This window comes from Tenacibaculum dicentrarchi (genome assembly GCF_964036635.1).
Classification (GTDB): Bacteria; Bacteroidota; Bacteroidia; order Flavobacteriales; family Flavobacteriaceae; genus Polaribacter; species Polaribacter dicentrarchi.
In genome coordinates this window covers 2,217,048-2,232,941 of the sequence record NZ_OZ038524.1, presented here as the reverse complement: position 1 = coordinate 2,232,941, position 15,894 = coordinate 2,217,048, and the positions used below count along the sequence as shown (strand labels likewise).

General features: G+C 31.2%; 9 protein-coding genes and 3 tRNA genes. 9 read left to right on the top strand and 3 right to left on the bottom strand.

The window, feature by feature from the left end:
* Positions 1-100: 100 nt before the first annotated feature.
* Positions 101-2,653 (bottom strand): ATP-dependent Clp protease ATP-binding subunit, encoded by a 2,553-nt coding sequence (locus ABNT14_RS09655; RefSeq protein ID WP_101903014.1) that lies wholly within the window; start codon positions 2,651-2,653, stop codon positions 101-103.
* A 300-nt stretch (positions 2,654-2,953) separates the two neighbouring features.
* On the opposite strand from ABNT14_RS09655, the gene gyrA reads away from it, so the two are divergent.
* Positions 2,954-5,464, top strand: coding sequence for a DNA gyrase subunit A (gene gyrA, locus ABNT14_RS09650; RefSeq protein WP_101903013.1), 2,511 nt, complete (start codon positions 2,954-2,956; stop codon positions 5,462-5,464).
* An 18-nt stretch (positions 5,465-5,482) separates the two neighbouring features.
* Positions 5,483-6,718 (top strand): tetratricopeptide repeat protein, encoded by a 1,236-nt coding sequence (locus tag ABNT14_RS09645; protein WP_101903012.1) that lies wholly within the window; start codon positions 5,483-5,485, stop codon positions 6,716-6,718.
* 83 nt (positions 6,719-6,801) lie between these two features.
* Here the strand turns inward: ABNT14_RS09645 and ABNT14_RS09640 are convergent, their stop codons facing one another.
* A complete protein-coding gene (locus ABNT14_RS09640) occupies positions 6,802-7,614 on the bottom strand; it encodes a C40 family peptidase (protein WP_101903011.1) in 813 nt (270 codons plus the stop codon).
* Between the two features lie 30 nt (positions 7,615-7,644).
* Entirely contained in the window at positions 7,645-8,820 is a 1,176-nt protein-coding gene (locus tag ABNT14_RS09635) for an acetyl-CoA C-acyltransferase (protein WP_101903385.1), read from the bottom strand.
* A 95-nt stretch (positions 8,821-8,915) separates the two neighbouring features.
* Here ABNT14_RS09635 and ABNT14_RS09630 point away from each other — a divergent pair, with 95 nt between their 5' ends.
* The 7 genes from ABNT14_RS09630 (at position 8,916) to ABNT14_RS09600 (ending at position 15,756) form a co-directional block, all read left to right on the top strand.
* Complete coding sequence (locus ABNT14_RS09630) at positions 8,916-10,964, top strand: HD family phosphohydrolase (protein ID WP_101903010.1); 2,049 nt, start codon at positions 8,916-8,918, stop codon at positions 10,962-10,964.
* 100 nt (positions 10,965-11,064) lie between these two features.
* A tRNA-Ser gene (locus tag ABNT14_RS09625) sits at positions 11,065-11,148 on the top strand.
* A gap of 17 nt (positions 11,149-11,165) precedes the next feature.
* Positions 11,166-11,240: transfer RNA gene (locus ABNT14_RS09620), tRNA-Pro, on the top strand.
* Between the two features lie 30 nt (positions 11,241-11,270).
* A tRNA-Arg gene (locus ABNT14_RS09615) sits at positions 11,271-11,344 on the top strand.
* Positions 11,345-12,160: 816 nt separating this feature from the next.
* Complete coding sequence (locus tag ABNT14_RS09610; RefSeq protein WP_101903009.1) at positions 12,161-12,748, top strand: restriction endonuclease subunit S; 588 nt, start codon at positions 12,161-12,163, stop codon at positions 12,746-12,748.
* Between the two features lie 262 nt (positions 12,749-13,010).
* Positions 13,011-14,525: a type I restriction-modification system subunit M gene (locus ABNT14_RS09605; RefSeq protein ID WP_101903008.1), complete on the top strand. Its 1,515-nt coding sequence runs from the start codon at positions 13,011-13,013 to the stop codon at positions 14,523-14,525.
* Complete coding sequence (locus tag ABNT14_RS09600; protein WP_101903007.1) at positions 14,509-15,756, top strand: restriction endonuclease subunit S; 1,248 nt, start codon at positions 14,509-14,511, stop codon at positions 15,754-15,756. Before ABNT14_RS09605 ends, ABNT14_RS09600 begins: the two co-directional genes overlap by 17 nt.
* Positions 15,757-15,894: the final 138 nt, after the last annotated feature.

Below are 15,894 nucleotides of genomic sequence, written 5' to 3'. Positions count from 1 at the left end.
TTTACCAAAAGATACAAAGAAAAAATAAAATTGGCTTCAATATAGTTTTAAAAAATAAAACTCCCAAGTAAATACTTAGGAGTTTTTATTTTAATTGTTATTATTCAGATATTTCTGTACGCGACTCTGTAGGTTTTTTGCCTTTATCAATAGAGATAATTAGTTTATTAGTTTCATCATCTAAATCCATCGAAATAGTATCGCCTTCGTCTAGTTTAGAATTTACAATTTCTTCTGCTAAAGCGTCTTCAATGTATTTCTGAATAGCTCTTTTTAAAGGACGTGCACCGTATTTTTTATCAAAACCTTTATCAGCAATATAATCTTTTGCTTTTTCACTTAAAACTAATTTATAACCTAAATCGGCAATACGAGCTAATAATTTTTCTAATTCGATATCAATAATTTTATGAATATCTTCACGTTCTAGGGCGTTAAAAATAATTACATCATCAATTCTGTTTAAAAATTCAGGAGCAAACGATTTTTTTAAAGCTCCTTCAATAATGCTTTTTACGTGGGCATCTTCTTGGTCTTTTTTAGATGCTGTACCAAAACCAACACCGCTACCAAATTCTTTTACTTTACGAGCACCAATATTAGATGTCATAATGATAATAGTATTTCTAAAATCAATTTTACGACCTAAACTATCGGTAATATGTCCGTCATCTAAAACCTGTAAAAGCATGTTAAAAACATCAGGATGTGCTTTTTCAATTTCATCTAAAAGAATTACAGAATAGGGTTTTCTACGAACTTTTTCAGTTAATTGCCCCCCTTCTTCGTAACCTACATATCCAGGAGGTGCTCCTATTAAACGAGAAATAGCAAATTTCTCCATGTATTCACTCATATCAATTCTAATTAAAGAATCGGCAGAATCAAATAATTCACGCGCTAATACTTTGGCTAGTTGTGTTTTTCCGACTCCTGTAGAACCTAAGAAAATAAATGAACCAATAGGTTTATTAGGGTCTTTTAAACCAACACGATTACGTTGAATTGCTTTTACTACTTTGGTAACTGCTTCATCTTGACCAATAACTTTACCTTTAATCATGTTTGGTAAATCGGATAAACGATGACTTTCAGCTTCGGCAACTCTGTTTACAGGAATTCCTGTCATCATAGAAACTACCTCAGCAACATTGTCTTCAGTAACAATTTCACGGTTTAGTTTAGAGTCTTCTTCCCATTGATTTTCAGCAGATACTAAAGCTGTTTCAATGTTTTTTTCATCATCACGAAGTTTTGCTGCTTCTTCGTATTTTTGTCCGTTTACTGCGGTTGTTTTATGTTTTCGAATTTCTTCAAGTTTAGCTTCTAGTTCTAAAATTTGTTGAGGTACAACAATATTTGTTATATGAATTCTAGAACCAGCTTCATCTAAAGCATCAATAGCTTTGTCAGGTAAAAAACGATCGGTCATATAGCGATTGGTTAATTTTACACAAGATTCGATAGCTTCATCGGTAAATGACACTTGATGATGAGTTTCGTATTTACCTTTAATATTGTGTAAAATTTGGATAGTTTCTTCAACTGTTGTAGGCTCAACAATTATTTTTTGAAAACGACGTTCTAAGGCGCCATCTTTTTCAATATTTGTTCTGTATTCATCTAAAGTTGTAGCTCCAATACATTGAATTTCGCCACGTGCTAAGGCAGGTTTTAACATATTTGAAGCATCTAAAGAACCAGTAGCGCCTCCTGCACCAACAATGGTGTGAATTTCATCAATAAATAAAATGATGTCATCATTTTTTTCTAATTCATTCATCAGCGCTTTCATGCGCTCTTCAAACTGTCCACGGTATTTTGTACCAGCAACTAAGCTAGCCAAATCTAAAGAAACAACTCTTTTATCAAATAAAATTCTAGATACTTTTCGTTCTACAATTCGTAAGGCTAACCCTTCTGCAATTGCTGATTTACCAACACCAGGTTCACCAATTAACATTGGATTATTCTTTTTTCTTCTACTTAAAATTTGGGATACTCGTTCAATCTCTTTTAAACGCCCAACAACAGGATCTAATTTTCCTGCAACAGCAAAGGCAGTTAAATCACGACCAAAATTATCTAAAACAGGGGTTTTAGATACCTTTGCTTGTTTTGACTTAGAACCTTGTTTTCCAAAAGGATTAGGATTTTGGTTAGAAGGAGTATCTTCGGAAGGTGTTTCGGCAGTTGGTGCAGAAAAACTATCTTCTATATGAAGTTCTTTATAAAGGGCTTTTGTAATTTCATAACTTACATCTTGTTTTTGAAGTAATTTTGTAGCAGGGTCATTTTCATTACGTAAAATACATAACAATAAATGTGCTGTATCTATTGAATTACTTTGATATAGTTTAGCTTCTAAAAAAGTTGTTTTTATAGCTTTTTCAGCTTGTCTTGTAAGGTGTAAACTCTTTTTCTCTAGGTTTTCTGTTGATAACGTAGTTGGATTTAGCTTTTCTAATTTACTACGCATCAATTCTAAATCTACATCAAAAGTAGTTAAAATTTCGATAGCTTTACCATTTCCTTTTCTAATTAAACCTAGTAGTAAATGTTCTGTTCCAATAAAATCATGACCTAAACGTAAGGCTTCTTCTTTACTGAAAGTAATTACATCTCTAACTTGTGGTGAAAAATTATCTTCCATAAAATTAATTTGTATAGTTAGTCTGTTTTTTTCTTAAAAATAACAAAAAATATGCCACTACTTTTTAGTGTATATTTATTAGCGATTCTTTGGTGTTAAATATACGTTGTTAATGTTTAAAAACCATTAATATCTATACTTAAAACAATAAGTATAATTTTTGTATAAAAGAAGGCTTTGTAGTATCTTGCAATGTTTTAAGAAATACAGCTGATTTTAGCGTATTTTGTAAATGAGTTTTATAAGTGTAAAGTTCATTTTCTTTATAAAAATGATAACTAATATTTTAAAGAAATATATATGGCAGATGGCGAAAAGTTGATTCCGATCAACATTGAAGAGCAAATGAAATCAGCGTATATCGATTATTCGATGTCGGTTATTGTATCAAGAGCATTACCAGATGTAAGAGATGGATTAAAACCAGTTCATCGAAGAGTTTTATTCGGTATGCACGAACTAGGTATTAAGGCAACAGGTTCATATAAAAAATCTGCAAGAATTGTAGGGGAAGTACTAGGTAAGTATCACCCACACGGTGATACATCTGTATATGATTCAATGGTTCGTATGGCACAAAACTGGAGTGTACGTTACATGATGGTTGATGGGCAAGGAAACTTCGGTTCTGTTGATGGAGATTCTCCAGCAGCAATGCGTTATACCGAGGTAAGAATGCAAAAAATATCCGAAGATATGTTAGCGGATATTGAAAAAGATACTGTTGATCATCGCTTAAATTTTGATGATACTCTACAAGAGCCAACCGTTTTACCAACTCGTATTCCTAATTTATTAGTAAACGGAGCATCAGGTATTGCAGTAGGTATGGCAACAAATATGGCGCCACATAATTTAACTGAAGTGGTTAACGGTACTATTGCTTATATCAAAAATAGAGATATTGAAATTGATGAGTTAATGGAACACATCAAAGCACCAGATTTTCCTACAGGAGGAACAATTTATGGGTATGAAGGTGTTAAAGATGCTTTTCATACGGGTAGAGGGCGTATTGTAATGCGTGCCAAAACTTCTTTTGAAGAAGTAAAAGCAAGAGAATGTATCGTTGTTACTGAAATTCCGTATCAGGTTAACAAAGCAGAAATGATTAAAAAAACTGCTGAACTTGTTAATGATAAAAAATTAGAAGGAATTGCTAATATTCGTGATGAATCTGACAGAAACGGAATGCGTATTGTGTACGTTTTAAAACGTGATGCAATTCCGAATATCGTTTTAAATAAATTGTTTAAATATACTCAGTTACAAACATCATTTAGTGTGAATAATATTGCACTTGTAAATGGTCGCCCTGAGCAATTAAACTTAAAAGAATTAATCCATTATTTTGTTGAACATAGACACGAAGTAATTGTTCGTAGAACAGAATTTGAATTAAAGAAAGCACAAGCAAGAGCACATATTTTAGAAGGATTAATTATTGCTTCAGATAATATTGATGAGGTAATTTCAATTATTCGTAGTTCTAAAAATGGTGATGAAGCTCGTGAACGCTTAATTGAGCGTTTTGAATTAACTGAAATTCAGGCAAAAGCAATTGTTGAAATGCGTTTGCGTCAATTAACAGGTTTAGAGCAAGATAAGTTGCGTGGTGAGTTTGATGAAATTATGCTAACAATAACCGATTTAAAAGATATTTTAGCCAATGAACCAAGACGTTATCAAATAATTACCGATGAATTAATTCATGTTAGAGATAAGTATGGAGATGAGCGTCGTTCTGAAATTCATTACGCAGGTGGAGATATGCGTATCGAAGATATGATACCAAACTCTAAAGTAGTCGTTACTATTTCGCATGCAGGATATGTAAAACGCACAAATCTTGATGAATATAAAGTTCAGAATAGAGGAGGACGTGGGCAAAAAGGAGCAACGACTCGTAATGAAGATTTCTTAGAACACTTATTTGTAGGAACAAATCATCAATACATGATGTTCTTTACTCAAAAAGGAAAAGTGTTCTGGATGCGTGTGTATGAAATCCCCGAAGGAGGAAAAAATACCAAAGGTAGAGCACTTCAAAATTTAATCAATATCGAATCTGACGATAAAGTAAAAGCATTTTTAGTTACCGAAGATTTAAAAGATGAAGAATACATCAATAGTCGTTACGTAATTATGGCAACTAAAAAAGGTCAGGTTAAAAAGACTTCTTTAGAACAATATTCTCGTCCAAGAATCAACGGAATTAACGCAATAACCATCAAAGAAGGCGATGAACTTTTAGAAGCAAAATTAACTACGGGCGATAGCCAAGTAATGCTTGCGTTAAAATCAGGAAAATCGATTCGTTTTGAAGAAGCTAAAACCCGACCAATGGGAAGAACTGCCTCAGGAGTTCGTGGAATAAGTTTACAGCATGATAACGATGAGGTAATAGGAATGATTGCTGTAAATGATATGGAAAGCAATATATTGGTGGTTTCTGAAAAAGGATACGGTAAACGCTCGAAATTAGAAGATTATCGTGTAACAAATCGTGGTGGAAAAGGAGTAAAGACCTTAAATATATCAGAAAAAACAGGAGAATTAGTAGCTATTAAAAATGTAGATGATTCAAATGATTTAATGATTATTAATAAATCGGGGCTTACTATTCGTATGGCTGTGGAAGATTTACGTGTAATGGGACGTGCAACACAAGGAGTTCGTTTAATTAATATCAAAGAAAATGATAGCATTGCCGCAGTTGCAAAAGTAATGCGTGAAGAAGAAGAAGTTCAGGAGTCTGAGTCTGAAATTGGCACGGAAATTGAAAATAATACAAACGAAGATCAAGAATAACAATTAATAAGAACGACAATGAAAAAACAATTAATAACACTTTCTTTAGGATTAGTATCATTAGGGTTATTAGCTCAAAAATCAGAGTTAAAAACCGCAGAGAAAGCTATAAAAAAATCAGATTATAAAACAGCAATTACTACCTTAAATGCTGCTGAAAAATTAGTAATGGATAAAGGGGAAAGTAAATACACCTCTAAGTTTTACTTTTTAAAAGGAAAAGCATTAGCAGCGACAAAAGACTATCAAAATGCAGCAACAGCATTAAATAGTTTATTAGCAATGGGTAAAACCAAGTATTCAGAAAAAGCAAAGCCTATTTTGAATACCATGATTCAAGAGGTTTCAGGGAAAGCAGTTGATTTATATAACAATAAAAAAGATTATAAAAACGCTGCTGAAAACTTTTATTTAACGTATTTATTAAGTCCTAAAGATACTTCGTTTGCTTATAATGCAGCAATATCGGCAACACAAGCAAACGAATATGATACAGCGATTAAATATTACAAAGAGTTACGTAAAATTGGTTATACAGGTATTGAAAATCAATATTTAGCTACCAATAAATTAACTGGTAAAGTTGAAAACTTGGGAAGTAAGAAGCAAAGAGATTTAATGGTTAGGTCTAAGCAATATATTAAACCTGAAAATAAATCAACAGCATCTAAATCGGCTACTATTGTTAAAAACGTAGCATTATTGTTAAAAGAACAAGGAAAAACCGATGAAGCTATTCAGGCATTAGCAGAGGCAAGAAAAGAAAATCCAAAAGATTTAAATTTATTGTTAAACGAAGCTGATATGTATATTAAGCTTAAGCAAATGGATAAATTTGGAGAGTTAATGAAAGAAGCTATTGCTTTAGATCCTGAAAACCCAACATTATACTATAACTTAGGAGTAGTTAACTTCAATGAAGGTATGATTGATAATGCTAAAAAATATTACAAAAAAGCAATTGAATTAAATCCTAATTACGGAGATGCTTATATGAATTTAGCCGTTGTTGTATTAAATAAAGATAAAGCAATTGTCGATGAAATGAATAAAAATTTAAACAACTTTAAAAAGTATGATGCTTTAGCATTAGAACAAAAAGAAGTTTATAAAGAGGCATTGCCATTTTTAGAAAAAGCAGATACAATTAAAAGAAGTGTTGATACTGTTAAAACATTAATGAACTTATATGAGGTTTTAGAAATGGAAGCCAAAGCAACAGAATATAGAACTTTATACAAAGCAATGAGATAGTATTTAAACGAAAGTTAATGAATATCTATTTTACTAAAAAAAAACCGAAACTTTTAAAGTTTCGGTTTTTTTATGCTTTTTTTCTATTCAAAAAAATGTTTTATAATTCTTAATCGATGCGTATATTTTTTAGAATCTACATTGTAAATACCACGATGATCTAGCGTGTCAATCCGAACTTTTCCGTGTGCATGAATAATGGTGTTGTTTCCTAAAATAATTCCTACATGCGTTATTTTTATAGGATTTTCATCAGTAGAAACATTAAAACAGGTATCAAAAAAAGCAAGATTTCCTGCTTGGCTCTCTTCAATAAAATTTAACGTTTCGCCTTGGGTTACTTGGTCTTTAGCATCGCGTAATAAATTGTAGCCAGCTAATTTATAAACCATTTGTGTAAATCCCGAACAATCAATTCCAAAAACAGATTTCCCACCCCATAAATACGGTACGTTTAAAAATAACAGTGCCGTTTTAATAATGGTTTGCTTTTTATTGTAAATTTCACCTTGATAAGAATATTTTTTTTGGTCGATATTAAATGTTTCATCCTTTAAAAAAGGCAGTCTTGCACCTAAAGGAATCATTATTTGTTGTTGTTTTTTAGAATCTTTATCAAAATTCTTAAAATTAACAAGGTTTATAAAGTTACCTGAATAGTTTTTATGTTCTTCGGATGCTAAAGTATTATACATTTCTTGGCTAATTTCTTGATATTGTTTAGTATCAATAAATCCTTGATATTTATCAAAAGCTAATTCAATTTTAGTCCAATTATCTTTTTTTTCTAGTATTTTAAAAGCTTCACCAAAAAGCACTTGATTTACCATTTCTGAAGTATCACTAGCTTCAAAACGCATGGGAATAATACTTAAATTACAAATTCCAAAAAACATAATATTACGAATTTTTAAGGTTGAAAAATATTATATTCTTTCAATAACGATTGCACTAGCGCCACCACCACCATTGCAAATAGCGGCTGCACCAATTTTGGCATTTTTCTGTTTTAATATTGATGTTAAGGCTATAACAATTCTTGCTCCTGAAACACCTAAAGGATGTCCTAAAGAAACCGCTCCTCCGTTTACATTTACTTTATCGGCAGATAAATTTAAAATTTTCATATTAGCTAAGCCAACTACTGAAAAAGCTTCGTTTAATTCAAAATAATCAACATCATCAATTGAAATATTTGCTTTTGATAATGCTTTTGGTAAGGCTTTTGCAGGCGCTGTTGTAAACCATTCTGGCTCGTGAGCAGCATCGGCATATCCTTTTATTTTAGCTAAAGGAGTTAAACCTAATGCTAGGGCTTTATCAGCAGACATTAAAACCAATGCAGCAGCACCATCATTAATTGTTGAGGCGTTTGCAGCAGTAACCGTTCCTTCTTTGGTAAAAGCAGCACGTAAAGCAGGAATTTTATCTATTTTTACATTTTTATACTCTTCATCTTCAGAAAAAATAATTGGTTCGCCACGGCGTTGAGGTATTTCAACCGACACAATTTCATCGGCATATTTTCCTTCTTTCCAGGCATTTGCAGAACGGCTGTACGATTCTATAGCAAAAGCATCTTGTTCTTCTCTTGAAAAACCATATTTTGTAGCGCAATCATCGGCACAAACACCCATGGCTACTTTTTGATAGGCATCAACTAAACCATCTTTTTGCAAACCATCTTCCATGGTAATCGAACCAAATTTTGAACCTGTTCGAGCGTGTTGATAATGTGGAATCATACTCATATTTTCCATTCCTCCAGCAACCACAATTTGAGCATCGCCTAGAGCAATTGTTTGTGCGGCTAACATAATGGCTTTCATTCCTGATGAACAGACTTTGTTAATCGTAGTGCAAGGAACGGTATTAGGTATTCCTGCAAAAATAGCTGCTTGACGTGCGGGTGCTTGCCCTGTACCTGCGGAAACTACATTCCCCATAAAAACTTCATCTATCATTGTAGGATTTAAGTTTATTTTTTCCAGTGCACCTTTAATTGCCACTGCTCCTAATTTTGGTGCAGGTATGGTTGATAAACTGCCTAAAAAACTACCTATTGGTGTTCTTGCTACTGATACAATAACTACTTCTTTCATATGTTTGCGTATAATTTCTTCTGCTAAAATAACCATTTTATAACAAGTACTCAAATAATAGAGAAAGGTTATATTTACAAATCTAAACATACAAAATGAACAATTTTATAAATAAATTATACAAGAACAATACGATTATTTACAAAATATTATTGTTTTTAATTTCGGTAGTGGCAATTGTATATTTATTCCCTAAACAAGGTCAGTTTAAATATGAATATACTCAAGGTAAACCTTGGCAATATGATAATTTATATGCTCCTTTTGATTTTGCTATTCAAAAAACAAGCCTTGAAATTACTCAAGAAACGAATGAAATTAAAGCGAGTGTTAAAAAATATTTTGTGTGCAATCAAAAAGTAGCTAAACAAGTATTAGAAGCTTATAATAATAAAATTATGCTTGCAGATTCATTACCTGTTAATGACATTGTACTTCTAAAAAAAATAGGGAAGACTATTATTCATAAAATTTATAACTACGGATTTTTAGATGATTCAAGTATTACAAAAGCAACCAAAGAAGAGTTTGTTTTTTTACGAAAAGGAAATTTAATTGTAGATATTCCTTTTTCAAAATTACTACAATCAAAAGACGTATTGAAGTTTATTTCACAAAACACATCTGAAGTTAACAGTGTTAATCAAAACATTCTTTTAAGTCATTTATCAGCCGTTATAAAGTCAAATGTAGTATTTGATACTAAATATAGTGACAAGGAGCTAAACGAGGCTTTAAAGAAAATTTCGTCTGCTAAAGGAAAGATTTCAAAAGGAGAATTAATACTTTTAAAGGGAGATATTGTAGCAGGTAGAAAATTAACAATTTTGAAATCGTATGAAAAAGCATCGAGCTCACAACTTTTAACAAAATCAAACTATAATTGGATTGTTTTCGGATATACCATTTTAGTAGCATTGGCATTGTTAATGTTATTGTTGTTTTTAGAAAAATACCGTTTAGAAATTTTTAATGATAATAATAAAGTAACCTTTATCTTTTTTAATGTTTTTTTTATAATTTTAGCCCAAACACTAGTGGTTAAGTACAATTCAGATTTTTTATATGTAGTTCCGTTGAGTATTTTGCCAATAATATTAAAAACTTTTTTTGATGCTCGCTTAGGCTTTTTTACTCATGTGCTAACAGTATTGTTATTGGGTTTTATAGTGCCAAATAGCTTTGAATTTATATATCTTCATATTATTGCAGGGATTGTAACCATATTAACGATTTCAGAACTTTATAAACGGGCTAGTTTATTTATATCGATTGGGCGAATTACCTTAATTTATATGATTACTTATTTTGCTTTTTCCATTATAAAAGAAGGAAGTGCCGATAAAATAAATTGGAGTTATTTTGGTTTATTTGCTGCCAATGGATTGCTATCTTTTTTAGCAGTTTTCTTTATTTATTTTTATGAAAAATTATTCGGATTAGTTTCTGATGTTGCTCTGTTAGAATTGTCAAATACCAATTCAACATTGTTGAGAGATTTAAACGAAAAAGCACCAGGAACTTTTCAACATTCTATGCAAGTGGCAAATTTAGCCGAAGCTGCCGCTAATGAAATAGGGGCAAACTCTATGTTGGTAAGAACAGGTGCATTATATCATGATATTGGTAAAATGGCAAATCCCTTGTATTTTGCCGAAAATCAAGCAACAGGCGTAAACCCCCATCATGATTTATCACCAAAAGATAGCGCCCAAATAATTTTAGAACACGTTATTAAAGGAATTGAAATTGCAAAGAAGCATAAATTACCAGACAGAATTATTGATTTTATTAGAACACATCACGGAACAACAGTTACCTATTATTTTTACAAGCAAGAATTAGAAAATAATCCTGAAGGATTTGTTGATATTAAAAAGTTTCAATACCAAGGACCAATTCCTTTTTCAAAAGAAACGGCTATTTTAATGATGTGTGATGCTGCCGAAGCGGCTTCAAAAAGTTTAAAAGAACCAACAGCACAATCTATAGATAATTTAATCGATAAAATTATTGAAAAGCAAAAAAACGATAATCAGTTCGTAAATTCGAATATTACCTTTAGAGAGATAGAAAAAATAAAAAAAATTATTAAGAGTAAGTTAATGAGTATCTATCATTTACGTGTAGAGTATCCAGAATGATTAATTTTTTTTTAAAAAAAACTTGTGAGATCTTTTAATTCGTTATATATTTGCACTCGCAATTCGAGACTATTAATTTTAATAAGTTTTGAATCACTCAGGAGAGATGGCAGAGTGGTAATGCAGCAGATTGCTAATCTGTAACCGGGTAACTGGTTCCAGGGTTCGAGTCCCTGTCTCTCCGCAATTAAGATGACTAATCGGGGTGTAGCGTAGCCCGGTCATCGCGCCTCGTTTGGGACGAGGAGGTCGCAGGTTCGAATCCTGCCACCCCGACACAGTTGTACGTAGCAACTTTAAAACTACGGGCTCTTAGCTCAGCTGGATAGAGCACCTCCCTTCTAAGGAGGCGGTCGGAGGTTCGAATCCTCCAGGGCTCACTTAAACCCTTGTTAATCGTTTGATTATCAAGGGTTTTTTGTTGTTTTTAAATTTTATGTGTCAGTAAACGTGTCAGCAATTTTGTCGTTTTTATGGCAGAAAAAGATGTATTATAATTTTATAAAAGTCATTTTATAGTCAATTAAATAAAAATTGATTCACTCGATACGTGTTTTAATAAGTGTTTGAAAAATAGGAAAAGAACTAATCGTAGTTTTTAGAAAACGTAAAAAAATAGCACTTAAAAGCTAGATTTATACTTCATCCCATATAAAAAACAGAATTTCACGAAAACAGAATTTACCGAATTTACCGAAAACGTAACACGATAGTACTTAAAAGCTATATTCTATAGTTTCGTCTTATAGAAAAAACAGAATTTCACGAAAACAGAATTTACCGAATTTACCGAAAATGTAACACGATAGCACTTAAAAGCTATATTCTATAGTTTCGTCTTATAGAAAAAACAGAATTTCACGAAAACAGAATTTACCGAATTTACCGAAAATGTAACACGATAGCACTTAAAAGCTATATTCTATAGTTTCGTCTTATATAAAAAACAGAATTTCACGAAAACAGAATTTACCGAATTTACCGAAAACCTAAAACAATAGTACTTAAAAGCTATAATTCAATACAGATTATTTTTAAGAGTATATAATTTAAAAATATTTATCCTGTAAATACTCCAAGTATAACTCAATAAAATCAAGATGTTTTTAAATTTGAAAACCGCTACAATAAAATAAAATCAAATTTTAAGTTGGTTTTCTGAAAAATATTTTTACATTTGCTTTAAATTAGAAACGATGTATAAAGATATTTTAACAACAAAACTTGGTGATATTACAGAGGTGCAATTTGGTCTTTATCAAAAGAAAGAAATGAAAGGCGATGTAAAGTACTTGACTTCTAGCCATTTTGATAAGTATCTTAATCCAACTTTGTTTAAAAATAGTTTTGTTGAGTTGAAAGATAAAGATAGTAAATTTTTATTGAAACCGAACGATGTTATATTAGCAGGTAAAGGGCAACGAATATTTGCTTGGGCATATGAAGAAAGTTTTGGAGCGGTAATGCCATCATCATTATTTTATATTATAAGAACAGATGCAACTAAAGTAAATGGTCATTATTTGGCTTCTATACTTAATTCTAGTCAAAAACAATACGAATTAACTTTACTGGGTTCTGGTTCATCAATAATATCTATAACAAAAAAAGAGTTGCTAGATTTAGAAATACCATTGCCAACATTAGAAGCACAAAATAAAATTGTAAATATTGAAAAATTATTAGATAAGGAAATAAGTATCGTAAACCAGATACTTGAAAAAAAAAGAGCACTTAAAAAAGGGATTTTAAATCAGTTATTAACGAATAAATCAAAAATATAAAAGACATAAAAAAAAGTCTTTAAAACTGGTCGAATTAAAGACTTTAAGTTGGTATTGTTTACACTCAGTGGCTTGTCACCGAACTGATAAAAACAATGTTTGTGGAAAAACAAAAATATACCAATCTTATCACATATCAAAATAAGGATATTTAGACTCGGACTTACACAGGCTATTCCGAAAATATAGCGTGTATTTTTAAATATTTAATACATCAAATAAAGAGCGGTATTATTTACCGCTCTTTTAAAAAGAAAACAAAATGAGTAAATTAATAGAGTCACACACAAGTAAAGTTAAATTATCAAAACAAGATATAAATAATAAAGTTTGGAAAGCCTGCGACACCTTTAGAGGAACAATAGATGCAGGACAATACAAAGACTACATACTTACAATGCTTTTTATTAAATACATTTCAGATGTAAATAAAGAGAAAAAAGAAGCCTACGAAATTAAATACAAAGGAAATCAGGATAGAATTGATAGAGCTCTTAAACATGAACGTTTTGCATTGCCTGAAAAAGCATCTTTTGACTATTTGTATTCTCAACGTAATGAAAATAATCTTGGAGATATTATAAATATAGGTTTAGAAGCTTTAGAAGAAGCAAATAGAACCAAACTAGAAAAGGTATTCCGTAATATTGATTATAATAGTGAAGCCAATTTAGGGCAAGTAACAGACAGAAATAGACGTTTACAGCATCTTTTAAAAGATTTTCAAGACCTAGATTTAAGACCTTCAAATCTTGAGGGAAATGATGTTATTGGTGATGCGTACGAATATTTAATTTCAAACTTTGCCGCTGGTGCAGGAAAAAAAGCAGGAGAATTTTATACAGCATCAGAAGTATCAGTATTATTAGCAAAATTAGTAGAACCAAAGGCGGGAGACCGTATTGCTGACCCAACTTGTGGTTCTGGTTCATTATTGCTTAAAGTTGCCAAAGAAGTTGGAAATACAAACGTATCTTTAAACGGACAAGAAGTAAACGGTTCTACTTATGCGCTGGCTCGTATGAATATGTTTTTGCATGAAATGGATAATGCAAATATCCAATGGGGTGACACGATTAATTCGCCTAAATTAGTGGAAAATGATACCTTAATGAAATTTGATGTCGTTGTAGCAAATCCGCCATTTTCTTTAGACAAATGGGGAGCAGAAGACGCTTCATCAGACAGGTATGGGCGTTTTCATAGAGGTGTACCGCCAAAAAGTAAAGGTGATTACGCCTTTATTACGCACATGATAGAAACCCTAAACCAGCATGGAAAAGCGGGAGTTATATTGCCTCATGGTGTGTTATTCCGTGGAAGTAGTGAAGGGAAAATAAGAAAACAACTGATTGACGAAAATCTTTTAAAAGCCGTTATAGGTTTACCAGCAAACTTATTTTTTGGTACGGGGATTCCTGCATCTATTTTAATTTTTGATAAAAATAAAGGAACTAATACAGACATCTTATTTATTGATGCTAGTAACGGTTTTGAAAATGGAAAAAACCAAAATAAACTTAGAGAAGAAGATGTAAACAAAATTTACAACACCTTTTCTGAATGGAAAACCGTTGACAAATACAGCTACGTTGCAACGCTAGAAGAAATAAAAGAAAACGATTACAACTTAAACATACCAAGATACGTTGATACTTTTGTAGAAGAAGAACCTGTAAATATTGCAGAAACCCAAAAAGAAATAGTTGCATTAAAAGAAAAATTAAACCAAGTAGAATCTCAAATGGAGGTTTATCTTAATGAAATGGGATATTAAGATGGAGCTAGAAAAAAAATTACCTTACGGATGGAAAATTGTTTCAATCGGAGAAATATTTGAATTTAAAAATGGATTAAATAAGGAGAAAAAATTTTTTGGAGAAGGTACACCAATTATCAATTACAAAGATGTTTATAAAGAAACAGCTTTAAATCTATCAAATGTTAAAGGTAAAGTAACAGTTGATAATAATGAATTAGAAAGATATAGTGTTAAAAAAGGTGATGTTTTTTTTACTAGAACATCAGAGAGTGTAGAAGAAATTGCTTTCTCTGCTGTGGTTATTGAAGAGATTCCTAATGCTGTTTTTAGTGGTTTTGTACTTAGAGCTAGAGATTTTAGTGAAAAACTTGATAATAATTTTAAACGATATTGTTTTAGTGGTTTTGATGCTCGTAAGGAGATAATTAGAAAAAGTACATATACAACAAGGGCTTTAACTAATGGAACTGTATTATCTGAAGTTAAGCTTTTAATCCCCCCATTAAAAGAGCAACAAGAAATAGCTAAAATCTTATCGACATGGGATGAAGCTATCGAAACCACGCAAAGTCTTATAGAAAAATTACAATTTCGTAAAAAAGGGCTTATGCAAGAATTGTTATCGGGTAAAAAACGATTGGCAGGGTTTAGTGAAGAATGGGAGGAAATGAGATTAGGAGAGGTAACTAATCGAATTACAAAAAAGAATACTGAATTAAATGACACAGTTATAACTATTTCTGCTCAACGTGGATTTGTAAGGCAAGAAGATTATTTTAAAAAGCGTGTTGCGAGTAAAACTTTATCAGGTTATTATTTAATTGAGAAAGGTCATTTTGCTTATAATAAGAGTTATTCAAAAGGTTATCCTATGGGAGCTTTTAAACGATTAGACACATTAGAAAAAGCTGTTGTAACGACTTTATATATTTGTTTTGAAGCAAACGAAAATATAGATTCAGACTTTTTATTAAACTATTTTGAAGGTGGGATGATAACCAAAAATTTAACAAAAATAGCACAAGAAGGTGGACGAGCTCACGGATTATTAAATATTGGGATAAATGAGTTTTTCGCTTTAAAACTTACTGTTCCTTCTTTATCCGAACAAAAAGCAATATCAAAAATAATAGATTTATCAGATATTGAAATATCAGAAAAGAAAGCCTATTTATTACAATTGAAAAATCAGAAAAAAGGCTTAATGCAACAATTATTAACAGGAAAAAAACGTGTAAAATTTTAAAATTATAATAGCTACCATTTTCCCGCTGTCGGGAAAATGGTATGCATAAAATCATTTTGCCGATGTCGGGAAAACGATATAAATGCCTAAAAAGCAAAAAAATATTACCAAAAGCTATGAAAAAGAAAAAAAATAAAA

Coding starts and splice junctions, on each gene's coding strand:
- ABNT14_RS09655 (WP_101903014.1), bottom strand. CDS start 2,653: ATGGAAGATAATTTTTCACCACAAGTTAGAGATGTAATTACTTTCAGT.
- gyrA (WP_101903013.1), top strand. CDS start 2,954: ATGGCAGATGGCGAAAAGTTGATTCCGATCAACATTGAAGAGCAAATG.
- ABNT14_RS09645 (WP_101903012.1), top strand. CDS start 5,483: ATGAAAAAACAATTAATAACACTTTCTTTAGGATTAGTATCATTAGGG.
- ABNT14_RS09640 (WP_101903011.1), bottom strand. CDS start 7,614: ATGTTTTTTGGAATTTGTAATTTAAGTATTATTCCCATGCGTTTTGAA.
- ABNT14_RS09635 (WP_101903385.1), bottom strand. CDS start 8,820: ATGAAAGAAGTAGTTATTGTATCAGTAGCAAGAACACCAATAGGTAGT.
- ABNT14_RS09630 (WP_101903010.1), top strand. CDS start 8,916: ATGAACAATTTTATAAATAAATTATACAAGAACAATACGATTATTTAC.
- ABNT14_RS09610 (WP_101903009.1), top strand. CDS start 12,161: ATGTATAAAGATATTTTAACAACAAAACTTGGTGATATTACAGAGGTG.
- ABNT14_RS09605 (WP_101903008.1), top strand. CDS start 13,011: ATGAGTAAATTAATAGAGTCACACACAAGTAAAGTTAAATTATCAAAA.
- ABNT14_RS09600 (WP_101903007.1), top strand. CDS start 14,509: ATGAAATGGGATATTAAGATGGAGCTAGAAAAAAAATTACCTTACGGA.